Origin of the sequence: Microbacterium sp. NPDC087591 (assembly GCF_044743625.1) — a bacterium.
Classification (GTDB): Bacteria; Actinomycetota; Actinomycetes; order Actinomycetales; family Microbacteriaceae; genus Microbacterium.
This window is the reverse complement of sequence record NZ_JBIUWU010000001.1, coordinates 250609-272074: the sequence shown is the minus strand read 5'-3', so window position 1 is coordinate 272074 and position 21466 is coordinate 250609. Positions and strand designations below refer to the sequence as shown.

General features: G+C 70.5%; 18 protein-coding genes. 11 read left to right on the top strand and 7 right to left on the bottom strand.

The features are described from left to right. Positions 1-14: 14 nt before the first annotated feature. Genes ACIOVG_RS01240 through ACIOVG_RS01230 form a run of 3 tightly spaced genes read left to right on the top strand, consistent with a single transcriptional unit; the run spans position 15 to position 1986 of the window. Positions 15-707: a general stress protein gene (locus ACIOVG_RS01240; protein ID WP_400868266.1), complete on the top strand. Its 693-nt coding sequence runs from the start codon at positions 15-17 to the stop codon at positions 705-707. Next, on the top strand, positions 704-1336 hold the full coding sequence (locus tag ACIOVG_RS01235) for a DUF4870 domain-containing protein (RefSeq protein ID WP_400868264.1): 633 nt from the start codon (positions 704-706) through the stop codon (positions 1334-1336). Before ACIOVG_RS01240 ends, ACIOVG_RS01235 begins: the two co-directional genes overlap by 4 nt. After that, a complete protein-coding gene (locus ACIOVG_RS01230; RefSeq protein WP_400868262.1) occupies positions 1333-1986 on the top strand; it encodes an alpha/beta family hydrolase in 654 nt (217 codons plus the stop codon). The genes ACIOVG_RS01235 and ACIOVG_RS01230 overlap by 4 nt, the downstream gene beginning before the upstream one ends. A 30-nt stretch (positions 1987-2016) precedes the next feature. On the opposite strand, the gene ACIOVG_RS01225 is transcribed toward ACIOVG_RS01230, so the two are convergent. Together ACIOVG_RS01225 and ACIOVG_RS01220 are read right to left on the bottom strand one after the other, a co-directional pair. Beyond that, on the bottom strand, positions 2017-3426 hold the full coding sequence (locus ACIOVG_RS01225; protein ID WP_400868260.1) for an aminopeptidase P family protein: 1410 nt from the start codon (positions 3424-3426) through the stop codon (positions 2017-2019). 37 nt (positions 3427-3463) lie between these two features. Further along, positions 3464-4486, bottom strand: a complete 1023-nt coding sequence (locus ACIOVG_RS01220) for an endonuclease/exonuclease/phosphatase family protein (protein ID WP_400868258.1) — start codon at positions 4484-4486, stop codon at positions 3464-3466. An 89-nt stretch (positions 4487-4575) separates the two neighbouring features. Here ACIOVG_RS01220 and ACIOVG_RS01215 point away from each other — a divergent pair, with 89 nt between their 5' ends. Both ACIOVG_RS01215 and ACIOVG_RS01210 read left to right on the top strand, forming a co-directional pair. Continuing rightward, complete coding sequence (locus tag ACIOVG_RS01215; protein WP_400868256.1) at positions 4576-5451, top strand: PHP domain-containing protein; 876 nt, start codon at positions 4576-4578, stop codon at positions 5449-5451. 67 nt (positions 5452-5518) lie between these two features. Beyond that, positions 5519-6502, top strand: coding sequence for a DUF817 domain-containing protein (locus ACIOVG_RS01210; RefSeq protein WP_400868254.1), 984 nt, complete (start codon positions 5519-5521; stop codon positions 6500-6502). Here the strand turns inward: ACIOVG_RS01210 and ACIOVG_RS01205 are convergent. Further along, positions 6418-7929, bottom strand: a complete 1512-nt coding sequence (locus tag ACIOVG_RS01205; RefSeq protein WP_400868252.1) for a DEAD/DEAH box helicase — start codon at positions 7927-7929, stop codon at positions 6418-6420. The two genes, ACIOVG_RS01210 and ACIOVG_RS01205, sit on opposite strands and share 85 nt — an antisense overlap. A 194-nt stretch (positions 7930-8123) precedes the next feature. Here ACIOVG_RS01205 and ACIOVG_RS01200 point away from each other — a divergent pair, with 194 nt between their 5' ends. Then, on the top strand, positions 8124-8837 hold the full coding sequence (locus ACIOVG_RS01200) for a ferritin-like fold-containing protein (RefSeq protein WP_400868250.1): 714 nt from the start codon (positions 8124-8126) through the stop codon (positions 8835-8837). On the opposite strand, the gene ACIOVG_RS01195 is transcribed toward ACIOVG_RS01200, so the two are convergent. From ACIOVG_RS01195 to ACIOVG_RS01185, 3 genes are read right to left on the bottom strand one after another with little or no spacing between them, the layout of a single operon-like run. Continuing rightward, positions 8834-9331 (bottom strand): hypothetical protein, encoded by a 498-nt coding sequence (locus ACIOVG_RS01195; RefSeq protein WP_400868247.1) that lies wholly within the window; start codon positions 9329-9331, stop codon positions 8834-8836. The two genes, ACIOVG_RS01200 and ACIOVG_RS01195, sit on opposite strands and share 4 nt — an antisense overlap. Positions 9332-9337: 6 nt before the next feature. Then, positions 9338-9625, bottom strand: coding sequence for a hypothetical protein (locus tag ACIOVG_RS01190; RefSeq protein ID WP_400868243.1), 288 nt, complete (start codon positions 9623-9625; stop codon positions 9338-9340). A gap of 6 nt (positions 9626-9631) precedes the next feature. Next, entirely contained in the window at positions 9632-9856 is a 225-nt protein-coding gene (locus ACIOVG_RS01185; RefSeq protein ID WP_400868241.1) for a DUF3107 domain-containing protein, read from the bottom strand. 181 nt (positions 9857-10037) lie between these two features. On the opposite strand from ACIOVG_RS01185, the gene ACIOVG_RS01180 reads away from it, so the two are divergent. Together ACIOVG_RS01180 and ACIOVG_RS01175 are read left to right on the top strand one after the other, a co-directional pair. Further along, a complete protein-coding gene (locus ACIOVG_RS01180; protein ID WP_400868239.1) occupies positions 10038-13262 on the top strand; it encodes an ATP-dependent helicase in 3225 nt (1074 codons plus the stop codon). Further along, complete coding sequence (locus tag ACIOVG_RS01175; protein WP_400868237.1) at positions 13226-16762, top strand: UvrD-helicase domain-containing protein; 3537 nt, start codon at positions 13226-13228, stop codon at positions 16760-16762. Before ACIOVG_RS01180 ends, ACIOVG_RS01175 begins: the two co-directional genes overlap by 37 nt. Here ACIOVG_RS01175 and ACIOVG_RS01170 read toward each other — a convergent pair. Continuing rightward, positions 16708-18096: a phosphotransferase gene (locus tag ACIOVG_RS01170; RefSeq protein ID WP_400868235.1), complete on the bottom strand. Its 1389-nt coding sequence runs from the start codon at positions 18094-18096 to the stop codon at positions 16708-16710. The genes ACIOVG_RS01175 and ACIOVG_RS01170 overlap by 55 nt on opposite strands. A 64-nt stretch (positions 18097-18160) precedes the next feature. Between ACIOVG_RS01170 and nudC the strand changes: the two genes are divergently transcribed. Genes nudC through ACIOVG_RS01155 form a run of 3 tightly spaced genes read left to right on the top strand, consistent with a single transcriptional unit; the run spans position 18161 to position 21460 of the window. Continuing rightward, positions 18161-19042 (top strand): NAD(+) diphosphatase, encoded by an 882-nt coding sequence (gene nudC, locus ACIOVG_RS01165; RefSeq protein WP_400868233.1) that lies wholly within the window; start codon positions 18161-18163, stop codon positions 19040-19042. Next, a complete protein-coding gene (locus ACIOVG_RS01160; RefSeq protein ID WP_400868231.1) occupies positions 19039-20760 on the top strand; it encodes an ATP-dependent helicase in 1722 nt (573 codons plus the stop codon). Before nudC ends, ACIOVG_RS01160 begins: the two co-directional genes overlap by 4 nt. Then, positions 20717-21460 carry a hypothetical protein gene (locus tag ACIOVG_RS01155; protein ID WP_400868229.1) on the top strand — a complete coding sequence of 248 codons (744 nt, stop codon included), beginning with the start codon at positions 20717-20719 and terminating at the stop codon, positions 21458-21460. The genes ACIOVG_RS01160 and ACIOVG_RS01155 overlap by 44 nt, the downstream gene beginning before the upstream one ends. Positions 21461-21466 lie beyond the last annotated feature (6 nt).

Below are 21466 nucleotides of genomic sequence, written 5' to 3'. Positions count from 1 at the left end.
GGAAGAATGGTCGGATGAGCATGTTGAACCGACCAGCGAACAGCGCCGACAGCGGCGAGATCGTCGCGTCGATGCGCGACTACGAGAGCGCACAGAAGACGGTGTCGAAGCTGATCGCCGCGGAGGTTCCTGCCAGGGACATCGCGATCGTCGGGCAAAGCGTGCGCACCGTGGAGCGTGTCACCGGAAAGCTCGGCTACGCCGCTGCCGCGCGCTCGGGTGCGATCAACGGCGTGCTGATCGGACTCTTCCTCTCCGCCATCCTGGTGCTCGGCAACCCCGAGGTGCCGATCCAGCTCTTCGTGGGCTTCGTCTTCATCGGTGTCGCCGTCGGGATGCTGTTGAGCCTGATCACCTACGCGATCGTGCGTCGGCGTCGTGACTTCGCGAGCGTCACGCAGTTCGCTGCCGACCACTACGAGGTCACCGTGATGCCGGCGTCGCTGGCCAAGGCGCGGCAGGCGATCGGAGCGGCGCGGCCGGAACCGATCCGGCCTCCGGTCAATCTCGATGAGCCGCCGCGCTACGGCGAGCGGATCGTGCCCGTCGGTGCCGCTCCGGCCCAGCCCGTTCCCGCCACTGCGGGCGAGCCGGTCATCCCGCCGCGCCCGGCGGATCCGGTCGATGCGCCCGCCGAACCCTCCGCGCAGTCGTCGGACGACGCGCCGTCGGCCGATCCGGACGCGGCATCGAGCGAGACACGATGACGTCGCCTTCGGGGCCGCAGCAGCCCGGAGCCATCCCGCCCGCTCCTCCCGCGCACCCGCCTCTTCCGCCGGCGCCCGCCGCGGCTGCCCCTCCGTATCCGCCGGCGACACATCCGGCACCCCCGTACCCGGCACCCCCGTACCCGGCGCCCGGGTACCAGGCGGCGCCTCCGGCTCCCGGCGTCCCGGTTCCCGGTCACCCCGCCCCCGGCTATCCGGCCGTCGCGCCCGCCGTGCCCCCGCGCGGTCTGCTGCCGTGGGTCCTCGGATTCCTGATCGTCATCCCGTTCCCGTTCGTGGGCGGGATCGCCTCGGGCATCGCGATGGCCGTCAGCGGCGGAGCGTCCCGCCGCGCCGGCGGCGTCGCTCGCGAGAACGCCCGCGCAGCGCTCAACTGGGGGCTCACGTACCTGTTGATCTCCACGTCGCTCATCGTGCTGCACTTCGTCATCCTGTTCGCCCTGACCGCCGACAGCCCCGCCACCGGGTTCTACCCGATCGGCATCCCGCTGACGATCTACGCCGCGATCTCGCTCCTTCACCTGGTCCTCGTCATCGTCGGCACGATCCGGTCCTCGTCGGGCAAGGTCATGCGCGTGCCGTTCGCGATCCCCTTCGCCCGCGCGTGACGATTCAGATCCCCGTTGAGCTGGCCACCGGTGTGGTGACCGTGACGGCTGACTGGACGGACGCGCGCGGCGGTGACGTCGTGATCATCGCCCACGGGGCCGGAGCAGGCAAGGATCACCCCTTCCTGGTCGGTCTCGCCGATGCGCTCGGCGCGCAGGGCTTGTCGACCCTGCGATTCAACTTCCCCTACGTCGAGCAGGGACGGCGGATGCCGGGGCCGGCGGCCCACGCCATCGCCACCTGGAACGCCGTCGTCGGCTGGGTGCGCGCACAGGCCCCCTCGGCGCGCGTCTGGGCGACGGGCAAGTCCTACGGCGGCCGGATGGCGTCGATGGCGGTCGCCGAAGGACTCGTCGTCGACGGGCTCGCGTACCTCGGCTATCCTCTGCACGCACCGGGCAAGCCCGAGAAGCCGCGCGCCGAGCATCTGCCGGCGATCGCGATCCCTCAGCTGTTCATCGAGGGAACGAACGATCCGTTCATCCAGCCGCTGGAGCAGTTCGAGGCCGTCGTGGCCACCTGCCAGCATGCGAGAGTCGCCTGGATCGACGGCGGCGGTCACTCCTTCGAAGTGAAGGGGCGGAAGCGACCCGCTGCCGACGTCGGCGCATCGTTCGCCCCGGTGATCGCCGAGTTCATCGGCGGCTGAGGCTCAACGGGCGCAGCGGTCGGGCGGGCGTCAGCCCTGGACGCGCGCGATCCAGGCCTCGACCTCGTCGGCCGTGCGGGGGATGCCCGCCGACAGATTCACGGGGCCGTCTGCGGTCATCAGGATGTCGTCCTCGATGCGCACGCCGATGCCGCGCAGGTCGACCGGCACCGTGAGATCGTCGATCTGGAAGTACAACCCGGGCTCGATCGTGAACACCATGCCCGGGGCGAGGATGCCGTCGTAGTACATCTCGCGGCGGGCCTGAGCGCAGTCGTGCACGTCGATGCCGAGGTGGTGCGAGGTGCCGTGCACCATGTAGCGACGGTGCTGGCCGCCGGCGTCCGCGTCGAGAGCCTCTTCCGCCGTCACGGGGAGCAGACCCCACTCGGCGACGCGCTCGGCGATGACCTTCATCGCGGCCCCGTGCACATCGCGGAACCGCACACCGACCTGAGCCGCGGCGAAGGCGGCATCGGCGGCCTCGCGGACGGTCTCGTACACGCGACGCTGCACCTCGGTGAAGGTGCCGGAGACCGGCAGCGTCCGGGTGATGTCCGCCGTGTACAGGCTGTCGGCTTCGGCGCCCGCGTCCACCAGGATCAGGTCGCCCGGCACCACGGTGCCGTCGTTGCGGGTCCAATGCAGGTAGCAGGCGTGCGGACCGGAGGCGGCAATCGTGTCGTAGCCCTCGCCGTTGCCGTCTTCGCGCGCACGACGGTGGAACACGCCCTCCACGACGCGCTCGCCGCGCGCATGTGCGACGGCGGCCGGGAGTTCGCGGATGATGTCGTCGAATCCGGCGGCCGTGATCTCGACGGCCCTGCGCATCTCGGCGATCTCGAACTCGTCCTTGATCAGGCGGAGCTCGGAGACGGCGCGGGTCAGCTCTTCGTCATCGTCGATGATCAGCTCGCCGTCGACGGGCTGGAACGCGGAGAGGTGGTCGGTGGCGATGTCGAGGTCGGCGGCGACCCCCGCCAGGGACGGGCGCGGGCCGATCCAGAACTCGCCGACGGTCGCGTCGGCGTAGAACTCGGTCGTGGTGCGGTCGGCGCGTTCGCGGAAGTACAGCGTCACCTCGTGCGCGCCGTCGACCGGCTCGAAGACCAGGATCGAGTCGGGCTCCGCATCCGATCCCCAGCCGGTGAGGTGGGCGAACGCGGAATGGGCGCGGAAGACGTAGTCGGTGTCGTTGCTGCGCTGCTTGAGGGCGCCTGCGGGGACCACCAGGCGCTTGCCGGGGAAGGCGTCGGAGAGCGCGGCGCGGCGGGCGGCGGCGAACGAGGCCTGAGCGCGCGGCGCGGGAAGGGTTTCGGGGCGTTCCGCCCACCCGGTGGAGATCGTGTCCAGGAACCCGCGGGGGAAGGGCTGCTTGCGGTTCGTGTTGCTGTTCTCGACGGCGGGCTCTGCGATCGTGTCGCGCTCTGCGGTGCTCATCCCTCCAGTCTGTCACCTGAGGCTCGAGCGCGGGAGCTCAGCCGGCGGGCTCGAGCTGGACCACGAGCGCGCGGTGGTCGCTGCCGCCGGCGTCGTCGAGGACGACCGATCCGGAGGGGGTCCAGTTGTCGGATGCCATGACGTGGTCGATGGGAGCGCCGGCGAGAGCGGGGAGCGAGCTCGGCCATGTGCCGGACAGCCCGTTGCCGGTGCGCGACGCCACATCGCGGCAGTAGCCCATGTCTCCGCCGTCGACGCCGAGAGACGCCATGTGATCGATGGTGGCATTGAAGTCGCCCGCGAGGATGACGTCTCCGGCGGGGCACTGGTCGGCGACCCACTGCAGGTCGGAGCGCCACTGCTGCATCTCCTCCATGCGCGGCGCGACGGCGTGGACGGCGACGATCGTGGGCCCGCTGCCGTCGATCGGCATCAGCACGACGCTCGGCACGGAGCCGGTGTTGCTGGAGCCGTCCTCGGAGGACTGGATGACCGAGTACTCACCGAGCTCGGGGGAGACCAGCACCGTGGTCTGCCAGGACTGGGGGCCGTCCGGTACATCCGGTCGGAACTGCACGTGATGCACCCACATGGGATGCCCCTGCTCGCGCAGCATGATCGCGATGCGCTCGCCGACGGCCTCGGTCGTCTCGGGGAGGGCGACGATATCGGCGCCCTGATCGAGGATCTGCTGCGCGATCGTCTCAGCGGAGACAGCCTCGCCCGCGGTGTTCCAGGTGAGCACACGGACGCTGCTGTCCGTCTTCTCGGGAAGGGCAGTGGTGCCGAAGCCGCGCATCGCGCCGATGATCCCGGTGGCTGCGGCCCCGAGGAGTGCGACGATCAGCACGGATGCCGCGAACCCTCGCAACGGACGGATGAAGAGCAGCAGCAACGCGAGCACCGCGACGACGAGGAAGGCGCCGAGCACCAGCCCTCTGGCCGACACGAGCTGCGTGAAGGGATAGGTCTGCTCCAGACGGAAGAACTGCGGCCACACGACGATCGCCGTGGCGATCGCGAGCAGCACGGTGAACAGAATCCCCAGTAGTCGAAGCATCCCGACAAGCCTAGAAGAGCAGGCTGGGAAGTCCCTGCCCCGGTGGTGCGTTCGCGGCCGCGACCCGCTCTGCTCGGTACGCTCGGAGGATGGCCGATCATCACCCCCACAGGTTCGCAGGGCCCGCCGACCTGCACCTGCACTCCCACCATTCCGACGGCACGGAGGCGCCGGCCGAGGTGATGCGCCAGGCGCACGCGCACGGGGTGCGCACCGCCGCCCTCACCGATCACGACCGCACGACGGGATGGGGCGAGGCGGGCGACGCAGCCGTCGCGCTCGGGATGACGTTCCTCCCTGGCATGGAGCTCTCGGCGAAGCACGAGTGGCGCAGCGTGCACGTGCTGGGCTACCTGTTCGACCCCGAGGATGCGGCCCTCAACGCGGAGACCGCGCGGATCCGCGACGACCGGATCGGGCGCGCTGAGCGGATCGTGCGCCACATCGGACGCGACTACGACCTGCACTGGGACGATGTGGTCGCCCAGACCGTCGCCGACGCCACGGTGGGCCGTCCGCACATCGCCGACGCGCTGGTCGCACGCGGCATCGTGCGCGATCGCACCGAGGCGTTCGACGGCATCCTGCACCCGCGCGCCGGCTACTACGAGCCGCACTATGCGCCCGACCCGCTCACGGCCGTGCGACTGATCACCGAGGCAGGGGGAGTGGCCGTGATCGCCCACCCGGCGACGTCTGGCCGCGATCGCATGATGCCGGCGCCGTTCATCGAGCAGCTGATCGCGGCGGGCCTCGGCGGATTCGAGATCGACCATCGCGAGAACACCGCCGCGGGCAAGAGGCTGCTGCACGAGATCGCCGCGTCGCACGACCTCATCGTCACGGGCTCGAGCGACTATCACGGCAGCGGCAAGCCCAACCTGCCCGGTGAGAACACCACCTCCGAGCAGATGGTCTCCCGGCTCATCGCACGCGCGAGCGGGTCGGAACCGCGATACCCCTGACACGCGCCCGGCGTTCTGTCGGGACACTCCCGGCACATTCGCGAGCGGTGTTGATACGTTCCTGCGCATGCGCCAAGCGACTTCTGTGGAGCGCCGCGTCGATGCCTTCGCTCATCGTCTGCTGCAGCAGGCTCCCGCCGACGGCATCCGCGCCGCCCTCGTCGAGGTCGTGGTGTTCCTCCTCAAGCAGGCATGGGCCTGCATCTTCGGGGCCGCCCTCCTCGCCGTGATCGTGGCGGCCCGGCTCTGGTATCCCGATGACGCGGTGATCGCCCGCAACGATGCCCTGACGATCGCAGCCGTGATCATTCAGATCGCGATGCTCGTGTTCCGTCTCGAGAGCGGACGCGAACTCTGGGTGATCGTGCTGTTCCACCTCACCGGCACGCTGATGGAGCTGTTCAAGACCGACGTCGGGTCGTGGATGTATGCGGCGGACGGCATCCTCCGCATCGGAGGTGTTCCGCTGTTCAGCGGGTTCATGTACGCCGCGGTCGGCTCCTATATGGTGCGCGTGTATCGACTGTTCGATCTGGGCTTCACCCGCTACCCCCACCGGCTGCTGACCTCGGTGGTCGCGCTGGCGATCTACGCGAACTTCTTCACGCACCACTACTGGTGGGATGCCCGCTGGGTGCTGCTCGCGGCCGTGGTGCTGCTGTGGATCCCCACCGTGATGCACGCGCGGGTCTGGCGTCGCACCCTCCGGCTGCCGCTGCTGGCGGTCTTCGCGGGAGTGGCCGTGTTCATCTACCTGGCGGAGAACATCGGCACCTGGGCCGGGGCGTGGATGTATCCGGATCAGGCGGACGGTTGGCAGCCGGTGTCGGCCAGCAAGCTGGTGTCGTGGTTCCTGCTGATGATCATCTCGGTCGTGCTCGTCACCTGGGTGTACCCACCGCGGCCACCGCGGATGACAGAGGGGGCGGATGCCGCTGTCGCAGCATCCGCCCCCTCTGAGATCGATCAGGCGCCGGCCGGGGCCGTTCCTCCGCCCGAGCCGCCGCGACGGCGGCGGCGACGACGGGCCGGAGCCGGCTTGCCGTCGTGATGTTCCTTGCCCGCACCGTCGTGGGTGCCTGCGCCCTCGGCGCTGCGGTCGGCGGGCGCGCTCTGCGCGTCGGCTCCCGCGGTCTGCTCCGCGCCCTCGGCGAAGGTCGAGCCGACAGGGGCTGAGCCCCGACGGCGACGCCGGCGGCGCGTGCCGCCCTCCTCCGTCCCCTCGGCAGCGGCGTCAGCTGCGCGCTCGGGACGACGCGTGCGCTCCGTCTTCACGGCCTGGGTCTTCGGGGCGGACGTGAGACGGCCCTTCGTGCCCTGGGGGATGTCGAGGTCGGAGTACAGGTGCGGGCTCGAAGAGTACGTCTCGACGGGTTCCGGCTGGCCGAACTCGAGCGCCCGGTTGATGAGGGCCCACTTGTGCAGGTCCTCCCAGTCGACGAAGGTGACCGCGATGCCGGTCTTGCCCGCGCGGCCGGTGCGTCCGGCGCGGTGCAGGTAGGTCTTGTCCTCATCGGGGATCGTGTGGTTGATGACGTGGGTCACGTCGTCGACATCGATGCCACGGGCCGCGACGTCGGTCGCGACGAGCACATCGCGCTTGCCGGCCTTGAAGGCGGCCATCGAGCGCTCGCGCTGATCCTGGCCCATGTCGCCGTGCACGCCGCCGACGTTGAAGCCGCGGTCGCCCAGCTCGTCGACCAGGCGCTGAGCGGCGCGCTTGGTGCGGGTGAAGATCACGGTCTTGCCGCGGCCCTCGGCCTGCAGGATGCGCGCGATGACCTCATCCTTGTCGAGCGAGTGCGCCCGGTAGACCAGGTGCTTGATGTTCGCCTGCGTGAGGCCCTCGTCGGGGTCGCTCGCGCGGATGTGGATCGGGTTCGTCATGAAGCGACGGGCGAGGGCCACGATCGGTCCGGGCATGGTCGCCGAGAAGAGCTGCGTGTGCCGCACCGGCGGGACCTTCTGGAAGATCTTCTCGATGTCGGCGAGGAAGCCGAGGTCGAGCATCTTGTCGGCCTCGTCGAGCACGACCTCCGTCGCGTTCGAGAGATCGAGCAGTCGCTGTCCTGCGAGGTCGATCAGACGCCCCGGCGTGCCGACGACGATCTGTGCGCCTGCCTTGAGCTGGTCGATCTGGCCTTCGTACGCCTTGCCACCGTAGATCGCGACCACACTGGTGGAGCGGTTGCTGGTGAGCAGGTCGATGTCCTCGTACACCTGCACCGCGAGCTCGCGGGTCGGCACCACGATGAGCGCCTTCACGCCGTGCTCGGGGTTCAGTCCGAGGCGCTGGACGACGGGGATGCCGAAGCCGAAGGTCTTCCCGGTTCCGGTCTTGGCCTGTCCGATGATGTCCTGGCCGGGCAGACCGAGCGGAATGGTCTGCTCCTGGATGGGGAACGCGTCGACGATGCCCTTGGCGGCGAGTGCGTCGACGATGTCCTGATCGATACCGAGATCAGAGAAAGTTGTCACTTGTTCAATTGCCTGTCCGGCGATCGTTCGCAGATCACCACGTAAACGGATCCACGCCGTCTCTTGTGCCACAGGCGCGGGGGCCCGCTCCAACGGCGGGACACGCCCAGCCTACCCGAGCGGGTGCGAACAGCTGGTAGAGGTCGGCCACGCGGGTATTGTGAACGTCGTGGCGAACTGGGTAGGGAGTCTCCGTGGTTAAGTGGTTCTGGCAGCGCGATGCCGCCCCGCGGCGCGCGCTGACTCTGCGCAGCAGGGGTGATCAGGGCGACGCGACCCGCGTGGACTTCGCGGAGCTCGCACCAGAGCTCCCGCGCTTCCTCGGTCAGGCCGCCTATCTGCAGCTCGGCTACTTCGAGACGCTCACGCGCCTCATCCGCGCGACTCCGGAGCTCTCCGAGAAGGAGTCGCTGTCGCGGGCGGCCGGCGCCACGCTCACCAAGCACCGCGCGATCGTGGAACTGATCGCCGAACGCGGCGACGACCCGACGCAGCTGATGCTCCCCTTCCGGGAGAACCTCGACGCCTTCCGACGCAAGACGATCGGTGCGCGCCCCCGCGAGACGCTGCTCGCCGTCTACATCACCGCGGGCATGCTCGACGACTTCTATCTGGCACTCGCGTCCAGCTATGGCGATGCCGGACGGCGCGTCGCCGACATCCTGCGCGAGGACGATGCGCGGCACGAGATCGTCGCGATCATCCAGGAGACGATCGAGAGCGACGAGGAGTGGCGTTCGCTGCTGTCCATGTGGGCTCGTCGTCTGGTCGGCGACACGATCCTGGTGTGCCGTTCCGCGCTGCGCCCGGAGTTCCTCGCGGCGGATGACGAGCGCATCGAACCGGTCTACACCGAGCTGATGGGCGCGCACGCGCGCCGGATGGACGCGATGGGGCTCGCCTCCTAGCGATCGGGGTGGCGTTCGAGCCGGCGGGTCAGGCGCCAGGCGATGGCGAGCGGGATCACGCCGATCACGCCGAACGACATGTCGATCAGCTGCCAGCCGAGCGGGATGCCCCGGATGCTCCCGGCGATCAGGGCGAGCGGGATGATGCCGGCGCAGGCGATGACGCCGAACTGGATCACCCAGATGTTGCGCACCGGGTTGACGAGCGGCCCGACGAAGAGCACCGCCAACACGAGGTGCGCATAGGCGAGCCAGTCCGTGCCGTAGGCGATGAAGGGATAGCGCGCGCCGACGTCGGTCAGGGCGTGCGACACCCTGTCCACCCAGGCGACCGCGTCGGGCAACCAGGTGGATGCCGGGGTGGCATGCAGGAGGTCCGACCCGAGAGCGAGCTCCTCACGGAGCGGGAACGCGGTCACGCCGCTGACGAACAGTCCGAGGATGAGGATCCCGATGCAGATGCGGATCCACAGCAGCGTGCGTCGGGCGGTCACCGGGCGTCAGATCCCGAGCGCGGCTTTCGCCGTGGCATCCGAGCGGCGGCGAGCAGCGACGAGCGCCAGCGTCGCGAGTGCTGCCACGGCGACCGCTCCGACCACGCTCGCCAGCCACAGCCAGACGCTGTCCTCGCCGACGCCGGTCCACTGCAGGCCGGTGTACACGAGCGCGGAGGTCGCGGTGGCGATCGCCGGCGTGAGCGCGACGCCGCGCAGCTCACGACCACCGATCAGGAAGTGCGCGGCGATTCCGAGGACACACGCGCCGATGAGCGCGAGGAGGATGTACACGACGGATCAGGCGACGAAGCCGACGCGACGCAGTTCCTCGGTGCCCAGCTCGATGTAGCCGAGGTTGGCGGTCGGGACGATGTAGGAGTTGCCCTTGACGTCGGAGAAGCTCAGGTGCGACGTGCTCTGCTCGAGGGCTGCAGCGACCTGGCTGCGGATCTCGTCGGCGCTCGCGCCGGTGTCGAAGCTCAGTTCGCGGCCGGTGTTGATGATTCCGATGCGGATTTCCACGCGTGCTCCTTGCGTTACGGAACGGCCGGGCGTCGTCAGACGCCGCCGTTCGAGGACTCGCCCAACTCTACCCCGGGCGCTCGGGGTGGGATCGGCGCCGGCGCTCGGTTTCGCCGTGAGCGCACATCCGGGCCGGGGCGGCCGGGCGGCGATGTCGGCGCGTCCGGCTAGCGTGGAGGGCATGACAGGGGATGCTGCGCAACGAGCCGTCGTGACGGCCGAGACACACGCATCAGGGGTCATCATCGGAGCGCCGGGCACAGGCAAGACCCGTGCGCTCGTCGATCGTGTGGTGCAGCTGCTCGACGTCGAGCAGCTCCGCCCGGAAGAAGTGCTCGTGCTCACGCCCAGCCGCCAGGCGGCGACGGCTCTGCGCGACCGGATCGGCGTGCGCATCGGGCAGGCCACGCCCGGTCCGCTCGCGCGGTCGCTGGGATCTTTCGCGTTCCAGGTGGTGCGCGGTGCGATGGTCCGTGCCGGTGCGGAACCCCCGGCGCTGCTCACCGGCGCCGATCAGGACCGCATCATCGCGGAGCTGCTCGCGGGTGACGCAGAGGACGGGCTGATCGACTGGCCGGAGGCCCTCAGCCCCTCGGTGCGGGCGTCGAAGGGCTTCCGATCGGAGCTGCGGGCGTTCCTCGCCGAGTGCACGGAGCTCGGCGCCCGGCCCGGCGAACTCCGCGACGCCGGCGACCCGGTCTGGGCTGCCGCCGCGGAGTTCCTCGAGGAGTACCGCTCGGTGCTCGACGCTCTCCGGTCGGCGCACCGTGACGCCGCCGACCTGCTCAGCGAGGCCAGCGCGATCCTGGAGGTGGCCGATCCCGCCACCCTCGGACCCCTCGCGCCGCTGCGCGTCGTGCTGATCGACGATGCCCAGGAACTCACGCGCGGCGGGATCGCGGTGGTCCGCGCCCTCCGCGCGCGCGGCGTGGCCGTGCACGCCTTCGGGGACCCCGACATCTCGTCCGGCGCGTTCCGCGGCGCGAGTCCTGAGCTGTTCGCGCAGCTCGCGGGAGCGCTCGGCGAGGTGCACGTGCTCGATGAGCCCCACCGGCAGAAGCCCGCGCTCACCGCCCTCACCCGCACGATCACCCAGGCGATCGGCGTCTCCGGTCGTGTCGATCACCGCCGTGCTCCCGGCCCCGTCGGTGGGGACGACTCGGAGGCGGCGTCAGCGGTGTCGACGTTCGTTGCCCCGTCGCCTCATGAGGAGCTCGACAGGATCGCCGGCGTGATGCGCGAGTGGCATCTCACTGCGGGGATCCGCTGGGACCGGATGGCGGTCATCGCGCACGACACACGGCAGGTGACGCAGCTGGAGACCGAGCTCGCGGCGCGGGAGATCCCGACCAAGGCCGCGGGCGTGCAGCGCCCGCTCGGCAGCGAGGGCATCGTGCGCGACATCGTCGGGATCGTGCGACTCGCGCTGACCCCCGTCGAGGAGCGCACGCCCTTGGAGCTGGAGGAAGCGCTGCGGACGCCGTTCGGCGGGATGGACGCGATCGGCCTGCGTCGGCTGCGCGCGCGTCTGCGGCACATCGAGCTGGAGCAGGGCGGTTCGACCCCTGCACGCGAACTCCTGCGGCAGGCCATGGCGAATCCCGCGCACTTCACCCTCATCGACGCGCCGGAGTCGCGCACCGCCGCACGATTCGCCGACACGATCGCCGCCCTTGCGGAGGCCGCCGCCTCCGGAGAGACCGTGCACGACCTGCTCTGGAGGGTGTGGGACCAGGCGCGCGCCGTGGACGGTCGTCGGCTCCACGTCGCCTGGCGCGAGATCTCGCTGCAGCCGACCGGAGCAGAGACGGCCAGAGCCCTGGACGCACTCGTGTCCCTGTTCGATGCGGCGAAACGGTCCGTCGAGCGCACGCCGAACGAGCACCCGGAGGTGTTCGTGCGCGACATCCTCGACAGCGAGGTGCCAGAGGACTCCCTCTCGACGCCCGACCGACCGGGCAGGGTCACGTTGCTCACGCCCGCGACCGCGCTGAGCACCGAGTTCGACGCGGTCGTGGTGGCAGGTGTGCAGGACGGTGTCTGGCCGAATGTGCGCCTGCGCGGCGGCATGCTCCAGACCTGGAGGCTCGCCGATGCGCTCGCCGCGAGCCGTACCGGGGTGCGCGTCGAGGCGCCGACACCGCTCGACCGGCGCCGCAGCGCACTCCACGATGAGCTGAGGCTGTTCGTCCGCGCCGTCTCCCGAGCGCGCGATCGTCTGCTCGTCACGGCGGTCGACGACGACGACATGACTCCGAGCGCCTTCTTCGGCTTCCTCCCCGCGCCGGATCCCGCCGCGCAGCATGCGTCGGCGGAGCATCCGCTCACCCTGCGCGGCTTCGTGGCCCGCAATCGGAGAGTGCTCACGACGTCCCGCGCCCCGCAGGTGCGCCAGGAGGCAGCAGAGCAGCTCGCGGTCCTTGCGCGCGAGGGAGTCGCCGGTGCCGACCCTGCGGACTGGTACGGGGTCATGCCCCTCTCGACGCGGGCCCCACTGCGAGACCTCGAGGTCGACGGCGCGCGGGTGTCCCCGTCGAAGATGGAGTCCTACGAGGAGTGCGGCCTGAACTGGGTGGTATCGGCTCTGGGGGGCGACACCGTGATGCCGCCGACGGCGGGCATCGGCACGATCGTCCACGAGGCCATGGAGAAGGTGCCGGACGGCGACCTCGAACTCATGCGCGCGATCGTGGCCGAGCACTGGCCCGAGCTGGACTTCGAGACCGAGTGGATCGGACGCAAGGAGCGCCGACGTGCCGACCTGTTCGTGGACCGCCTGCACAGCTACCTCGGCGAGGTCCGTGCGGACGGCGGACGCGTGATCGGCAGCGAATCCCGCTTCGACTTCGCCGTCACCCTCGGTGATGACACGACCGCCCCGCAGGTGCGTCCGGTGGACGCGGAGGACATCGGACCCCGCGCCATCGTGAGCGGATACATCGATCGTGTCGAGGCCTACCCAGACGGACGGGGTGAGCATGCGCACGCGCGCGGACGAGGATGGGTCGAGATGTCTGCCGGTGCCGACGGTGAGCGGGCGGTCGTCGTCGACCTCAAGACCGGCAAGACCGATCCCGAGTCCGACTCCGGTGTGCTCGAGCACGCACAGCTCGCCGCCTACCAGGTCGCGGTGCAGCAGGGGCTGATCGACGGTGCGGCGCCTGCCGCCCTGGCGGGTGCGCGGCTCGTCATCGTCTCCAAGACCTTGGCGAAGAGCGACTACCGCATCGCGCACCAGCACCCCCTCGACGACGAGGCGCGGACCGCGTTCCTCCGCCGCGTGGCAGATGCCGCCCGGGGGATGTCGGCGTCGAGCTTCACGGCGCAGGTCGAGTCTCACTGCGCGGATACGCAGCGGCGGGTGCATCCGTGTCGCATCCACACGGTCCCGGCGGTGAGCGCGTGACGGGCTGGGAGGGGACCCACGGCATCTCCGCGACGGATGTCGCCGCAGCGCTCGGGCAGCCCTCGCCGACCGAAGCGCAGCAGCGCGTGATCGAAGCGCCGCCGGAGCCCGCACTCGTCGTGGCGGGAGCGGGCAGCGGCAAGACCGAGACCATGTCGGGTCGGGTGGTCTGGCTCGTGGCGAACGGCCATGTGCGCCGTGACGAGATCCTCGGGCTCACCTTCACCCGCAAAGCGGCGGGGGAGCTCGCGGAGCGGATCGGCGCGCGGCTCGCACTGATCGACGAGTACGGCCGTCGCGGTCTGCTCCCGCATCTGTCGGAGATCGTGCGCTCCGGAGCTCTGCGGCGTGTCGACGACGCCGCGCCGGGGCGGCAGCGCGACGTGGTGCGGGCGCAGGTGCTCGACGAGCTCGCGGCGGCACACGACACCGGCTGGAATCCGGCGGCTGCGCGTTCCGCGGAGGACCTGATGATCCGACCCCGCGTCTCGACGTACAACGCCTTCGCCGACGGCATCGTGCGCGAGCACGCGGCACGGATCGGGCGCGATCCCGACGTGGCGATGCTCAGCCAGGCCGCCTCCTGGATCCTGGCGCGTGATGTCGTGCTGCGCTCCGACCTGCCAGAACTCGAAGGCATCGACTATGCGCTTGGCACCGTGATCGACGCGGTGCAGCGCCTAGCCGGTGACGCGCTCGATCACCGGGTGGACCTGGATCAGGCCGAGCGGATCGCGCGCGAACAGGCGCAGGCGTTCGAACCGTACCGGGGGAACAACGACGTCGACAAGGCGGCGACCAACCTGCTCAGCCTCCCGGTGATCACCCATCTCGTGCGCGACTACATCGCCGAGAAGCAGCGCCGCGGCGTGCTCGACTTCGCCGACCAGGTCGGCGGGGCCTACGACATCGTCGAGTCGGCGCCCGATGTGCGCACGGAGTTGCGAGAGCTGCACCGCGTCGTCCTCCTCGACGAGTATCAGGACACCTCGGTGATCCAGACCAAGTTCCTCGCCGAGCTGTTCCGTGACGCTGCGGTGATGGCCGTCGGCGACCCGCACCAGTCCATCTACGGCTGGCGCGGCGCCAGCGCCGACAACCTCTACGCCTTCTCCCGCTCGTTCTCGAGCCGGGGTGAGGCCCGGACATACAGCCTCATGACGAGCTGGCGCAACGACCGCAGCATCCTCGACATCGCGAACGGCGTGCTGGCCCCGCTGCAGCGGCCGGAGCTCGACGTTCCTCCGCTCGATCCACGGCCGGGGGCCGACGCGGGCGCCGTGACGGTGCGGTATCCCTTCACTGTCGACGATGAGGCCTCCGACGTGGCCGAGTGGTTCGCCGAGCGCCGCGTGGCGCATGAGGCGGACCCGGCACGCACGCGCCCGCACACCGGGGCGATCCTGTTCCGATCCAAGCGGCATATGCAGACCTTCGCCGCCGCCCTCGCCGCGCGCGGCATCCCGCACCGCATCCTCGGGCTGGGCGGGCTGCTGGCCACGCCCGAAGTGGTCGACGTGGTCTCGGTGCTTCGGGTGGTGCATGATCCGACCGCGGGCTCTGCGCTGATCCGCCTCCTCACCGGGCCCCGCTTCGGCGTGGGCGTGGCCGACATGGCGGCGCTGTACGACCTGGGGCGCACGCTGGCCGAGCGCGACACCGCGATGATGCCGCTCCCGGACGAGGTGCGCGCGCGTCTGCGTTCCTCCCGCGGCGCCGATGAAGCCGTGTCGATCGTCGATGCTGTCGACGTCGTCCGCGCGGTGCGCGACGACTACCGCATGCTCGAGGGGATCACGCCGGACGGGCGCCAGCGCATCCGTGCGGCGGGAGAGATGCTCGAACGGCTGCGCCGTGCGTCGTCGCAGCCGATCCCTGAGCTGATCCGGCTGATCGAGCTCGAGCTGCGTCTCGACATCGAACTGGCGGCGAATGAGACCCGCGGTCCGGCGCGCATCGCGGCGACGCAGCTGCGGGCGTTCTCAGACGAGGTGCTTGCCTTCCTCGCCGCCGACGATCGAGGGACGATCGGCAGTCTGCTCGCCTGGCTCGCGAAGGCCGAGAGCACCGATGAGCTCATGCCCCGCCCCGAGCCGCCGGAACCGGGCGTGGTGCAGCTGCTCACGATCCACGGCTCCAAGGGGCTCGAGTGGGATGCCGTGGCGGTCGTCCGTCTCGTCGTCGACGAGCTGCCCGGCCGCGTCTCCGACACCTCGGGCTGGTTCGGTTTCGGCGTCGTGCCGTTCGCGCTACGTGGTGACCGTGACGCGCTTCCCACCTTCACCTGGGACCCCGAGGCGGCGATGGAGGGCGAGAGCGACCCGAAGAAGCGGCAGGCGCTGGGGCAGTCATCGCTGTCCGGCGGCGTGACCAAGGCGAACCCGCACGGCGGCGCTCTCAAGCGCTTCAAGGATGCGTACCGGCGGTACCAGCAGCAGGAGGAGCGCCGGCTGGCATATGTGGCCGTGACCCGAGCGCGCACGGACCTCTTGCTCAGCGGTTCGCACTGGGCCGGCCAGAAATCCCCGCGCATGCCCAGCCCGTACCTGGTGGAGGCGATGGAGGTCCTCGGTCTTGAGGCCATCGAGCCGGTCGACCCGGAGGAGAACCCCTACGACGGGCCGGGATCGACGCTCAACTGGCCCCTCGACCCCCTGGGCGCACGTCGCGCCGTGGTCACCGCTGCGGCGGAGGCCGTCCGGGGTGCCGCGGAGAGAGGGGAGGAGCTGCAGCCCTCACCCGAGCTTGCACGGCTGCTCGCCGAGCGGGCCGCGCGTCTGCGGGGGGCGGACGCCGTCGCCCCTACCCGTGTCCCGGCCTCCCGGTTCAAGGACTACGTGACGGACTTCTCCGGCACGCTGTCGTCGATCGTGCGGCCGATGCCCGAGCGTCCGTATCGGCAGACGCGTCTGGGCACCCTGTTCCACGCCTGGGTGGAGCGTCGCTCCGAACTCGTCGGCGTCGGCAATCGTGTCGATGAGGCGCTGTGGGAGCTCGACGAGGACGAGTCGTCTGCATCCGCACCCGACGCGTTCTCGCACGCGCCCTCGGTCACGGCATCGGACGAGGCAGATCTCGCGGCGCTGCAAGCGACGTTCGAGCGCAGCGAATGGGGTCCGCTGCAGCCGATCGCCGTCGAGATCGAGATCGACTTCGCCCTGGGTACGGGGAGCCGCGACGTCGCCGCCGACCCTGAGCGCCGCGCCCACATCGTGATCTGCAAGCTCGATGCCGTGTATCGCCGTGAGGACCGCGGCGGCCGCATCGAGATCGTGGACTGGAAGACCGGAAAGGCGCCGAAGACCGCGCAGGAGCGCGAGGAGCGCATGCTGCAGCTCGCGTTGTACCGACTCGCGTATCACCGTCGCTTCGGCGTCCCACTCGATGAGATCGACGTCGCGCTCTACTACGTCGGCGACGACCTCGTCATCCGTGATGATCGGATCTACTCCGAAGAGGAGCTCTTCCAGCGCTGGAGCGCGGCCCGCGCTGCGCGCTGAGCCTCCTCGTCGTCCGTCGGCGAGTCGGCTGCGTCGGAGGCCACACCGGAGGCATCGGCGGAGGGGGAGCGGAGCGGATGCGATTCTTCGCGCACCCCCGCGGCACCCGTCGTGCCGGCGAACAGACCGCTCACTCCGGAGAGGTCCTCGGTCTCGATGGTGAGCATGGCTGCCCGCCGCGCCGCGTCGGCGTTGTCGCCGCCGGCCTCGGGCCCGGTCGAACTCAGCGGTTCCACGGGGCCGGTCTTGTCGGAGTCGGCGTCGGCGTTCGTGTCGAGCCACAGCTCGTCGGGGTTGTACGCGTCCGTCTGCATCGAGGTGTCGATCGCCGGGCCGGTCTCGGCGGGCACGCGATCCAGCGCGTCCAGCGCCGAGTCCACTCCCGTCCCGCGCGTGGCGATGACACTGAGGTCGTCGTCTCGTAGTCCGTCGGCCAGGGATTCCAGGAGTGCGGCGGCATCGTCGACGATGTCGCCGCGGCGCATCGAGTCGCCGTGGACCAGCCAGCGTGCGAACTCGAGTTCTGCGAGCAGGCGCGCGCGTACCTCGAGTGCCGCGTCGGGAACCCGGTCGAGGCTGCTCGAATAGGAGGCGTGCACGTCGGCCGCGGCGTCCGGGGCCGCCGACAGCCAGGCGAGGTCGAGAGCGGGGTCTCCCACGGCGAGCCCGTGCCAGCCCACCAGTCCGGTGACCTCGGGCCCGCGTTCGGGATCGTCGTCGAAGAGGAAAGACGTCGCCTGGACGCCGCCGAGCACCACGGTCGACTCGAAGCGCCAGAGATCGTCGTCGCTGACCGCCTGCCGCCAGCGCACCGTGAGCCGCGCGGGCACACGCCCCGTCGCCGCGGCCTGGTCGATCAGTCGAGCCAGCTCTTCTCTGGTGTCTTCGGCCGACTTCGAGACGAGACCGGCGCCACGCACGACCGAGGTGGGCAGCCCGTGGACCGCCGCGATCGCCGCGCCCATCGATTCGGCTGCGCCACGGCCGGCGGGCACCATCGCCGGTTCGATCTGGAATCCGGGGAGAAGTCCGGTGACGAGTGCGCGGCCTTCACCGACGCGCGTCTCTCCGATGTACTCCGGCGCGCTGAACGGCAGCATGGCGCGCGCGCCTGCGGTCAGCGCGCGAAGCGCCAGTGCCTCTGCAGCCAGTTCCCGCGCGGTCTCGTCGTCGTCGGCGATGCGGATCGCGAGCTCGCGGCCGTCGGCCAGTGTGGCCACAGCGGAGTCGAAACGTCCGTCGGCATCGGCCGTCAGTGCGCGAGCGCCCGTGACCTCCGCCCCGGGCAGTGCAGCTGTCACTGCCGCGGCTAGAGTGAAAGGAGAGCGTCCCATGCCCTTAGGGTAGGTCGGCTCAGGGGCGGTCCCGCCTCCGCCACGCCCGTGAGAGAGGGAGTCGATGACCATTCGCCGTTCATCTCTCGACCGCGCCGCCGAGCTCCGCGAGGAGTCAGGGGTGCTGGATCGACTGCGCAGCGACACCGAGACCCGCACGATCGTCGTGCGCGACGGGCGCGTGCGCGTCGTCGATTCCGCTCTGCTGCGGGTCCCGCCGAACGACGTCGTCGATGCGACCTGGGCGCTGCTCGGACGCGACCACGACGGTGCGCCGCTGTTGCTGGCGGCGCTCCCTCCCGAGACGGAGAGCGTCGACACGGCGCCGGACGAGATCTGGCTCGGGTTGCGCGACCTCGGAGGCCGTATCGACGCCGGAGAGACGGAGCTTCTCGTCGAAGCCGTCGCGGTGGCCGGCTGGCTCCGTGATGCGCGCTTCTGCCCGACGTGCGGCGGGGGCACAGAGCTGCGTCAGGCCGGGTGGTCGCGCCGCTGCCTCTCCTGCGGACGCGAGCACTTCCCTCGCACCGACCCCGCGGTGATCGTCGCGGTCGAGAGCGCCGACGGCGACCGGCTGCTGCTCGGCGCGAACGCGAACTGGGGTGGACGCATGTACTCCTGCTTCGCCGGCTTCGCGGAGGCGGGGGAGTCCCTCGAGTCGACCGTGCACAGGGAGATCGAGGAGGAGTCCGGCGTCCGCCTGGCCGAGCTCCGCTACATCTCCTCCCAAGCGTGGCCGTTCCCTCGTTCTCTCATGATCGGATTCCGTGCCGTCGTCGACGACGAGTCCGCGGCTCGCGCCGACGGCGAGGAGATCATCGACGTCCGCTGGTTCACCAGGGATGAGATTCGCACGGCACTGGTCGGCGACGGTCCGGTCGGACTTCCCGGTCCTGCCTCGATCGCCAGGGCGCTGATCGTGGACTGGCTCGAGGATCGGGCGTGAGCGCCCTCGACGCCCTCGACGAACGGCAACGGCAGGCGGCATCCGTGCTCCGCGGTCCCGTCGCCGTGCTGGCCGGCGCCGGCACCGGAAAGACGCGGGTGATCACGCACCGCATCGCGCACGGCGTCGACACCGGCGCGTATTCGCCGGGTCGCGTCATGGCCGTCACCTTCACGGCCAAGGCCGCGGGCGAGCTGCGCGGGCGCCTCCGCGCACTCGGGGTCGAAGGAGTCGCTGCACGCACCTTCCACGCGACAGCGCTCGCACAGCTCAACTTCTTCTGGCCGACTCTGGCCGGGTCTCCCGCGCCGTCGATCATCGACAACAAGGTGCGCATGCTCGGTCAGGTCGCCGACGGCCTCCGTCTGCGGCGCTCCACCGCGACGCTCCGCGACATCGCCTCGGAGATCGAGTGGCGCAAGGTCTCGATGCTCTCGATCGAGAAGCATGCCGAGCTCGGGCGCACCGTGACGGGCGTCGACGCCACGCAGTTGGTCGAGTTGCAGCGCGGATACGAGGCGCTCAAGGACGAGCGCCGCCAGCTCGACTTCGAGGACGTGCTCCTGGCGTGCGCCGGAATGCTGGAAGCGGAGCCCCGTGTCGCCGCCTCCGTCCACGAGCAGTACCGGCACTTCACCGTCGACGAGTTCCAGGACGTGTCCCCGTTGCAGAACCGGCTCCTGGAGCTCTGGCTCGGCGATCGGCACGACATCTGCGTCGTCGGCGACGCCAGCCAGACCATCTACTCGTTCGCGGGAGCAGAGCAGCGCTATCTGCTGGAGTTCGAACGCGCCCACCCGGATGCGACGGTCGTGCGGCTCGAGACCAACTATCGCTCGCAGGCGCCCATCCTCACGGCGGCGAACGCGCTGATGCGTGGACGACCCGGTGCGCTCGAGCTCGTGCCCGCACGGGAGCAGTTCGCCGCGGACGCCCCCACCGTCACCGCCTACGACACCGAGACGGAGGAGGCCCAGGGCATCGCCGCAGCCATCTCGGCGCAGATCGCGGCGGGCGCGTCTCCGGCCGAGATCGCGGTGCTCTACCGGGCCCACGCCCAGTCCGCAGTGCTGCAGCAGGCGCTCGCCGCGGAGGGGATCGCCACGACGGTGCTCGGCGGCACCCGCTTCTTCGCGATGCCGGAGGTCCGTCAGGCCATCCTGGCGTTGCGCGCAGCGGCGATCGCCCCCACCGAGCAGGGGTTCCTTCCCGGTGTGCAGCGCGTGCTGCGCGAGCTCGGCCTCACCGACGAGCCCCCGCAGGCCGGAGGCGCGCAGCGAGACGGCTGGGAAGCGCGCAGGGCGATCCTGCGGCTAGCCGAGGAGGCAGGGCCCGACGAGAACCTCCGCTCGTTCAGCGACGCGCTGATGGCGCGGGCCAAGGACCAGCACGAACCGACCATGCGCACCGTCACCCTGTCGACGCTGCACGCCGCGAAGGGTCTGGAGTGGCCGCACGTGCACCTGGCGGGGTGGGCCGAAGGCGCTCTGCCGATCTCGTACGCCACGACGTTCGAGGCGATCGATGAGGAGCGGCGCCTCGCCTACGTCGGCGTCACGCGCGCAGCGCGAACCCTGGCTCTGAGCTGGTCGCGATCCGCGGGACGAGGGGAACGGGCTCCGTCTCGATTCCTGGCGGAGATGGGAACGACAGCGCGCGGCACCGGCATTCTGCGTGAAACGTCACCACACGCCACTCACGGGACCCGTCAGCGCTGAGCCGCACCAGTTCGCCCGGTTGCGCGTCGGCGCGCAGCAACCTCGCGGCCAGAGCGGCAGCCTCAGCGACCATCGCGGCGCGCAGTGCTCCGGCGTCGCGATCGATCAGTTGCGCGTGCAGCCGCGGCCAGGCGGCGTCGCGGTCGCGCTCATGTCCGTCGCGGCAGGCGAGGCAGGGGGACGCACCGGGCCGGACGAGCGGGCCGACCATCACCGAGCCCCGTTCGAACGCCACCGGGAGGTGTGCGGTGTCGTCTCGAAGGTAACGCGCGAACTGGATGGCCGCCGCCGCACCCTGCAGCAGGACCACGGCGACATCCTCACGGGCGGAACGGTGGCCCATGGCGACGTTCTCATCGGCGAGAGCCTCCCTCATCCGATGCGCCGCACGCCCGTCGGTGATGTTCAGGGTCTCGACCCACGCCGCTCGCGGCGGCGGGGAATCGTCGATGAGGAACGCGCCGAGCTGCGCGAGCAGCATCCGCGCTTCCTGTCGTGGCGCGCCGACGCCGTGAGCGATGACATCGAATGCGGAGCGACGGAAGCCGGCGCGCATCCGACCGAGCAGCAGCTCGATCCACGCCGCGGAAACCGTGACGCGGACATCGCCCGCGACGCCGAGCTGGAGGGTGGTGTCGTCCCTCCACAGCAGGGGGACGTCGGGGTCGAGGCGCGTCAGAGTGGTGGGGGAGAGCGGTGACATCCT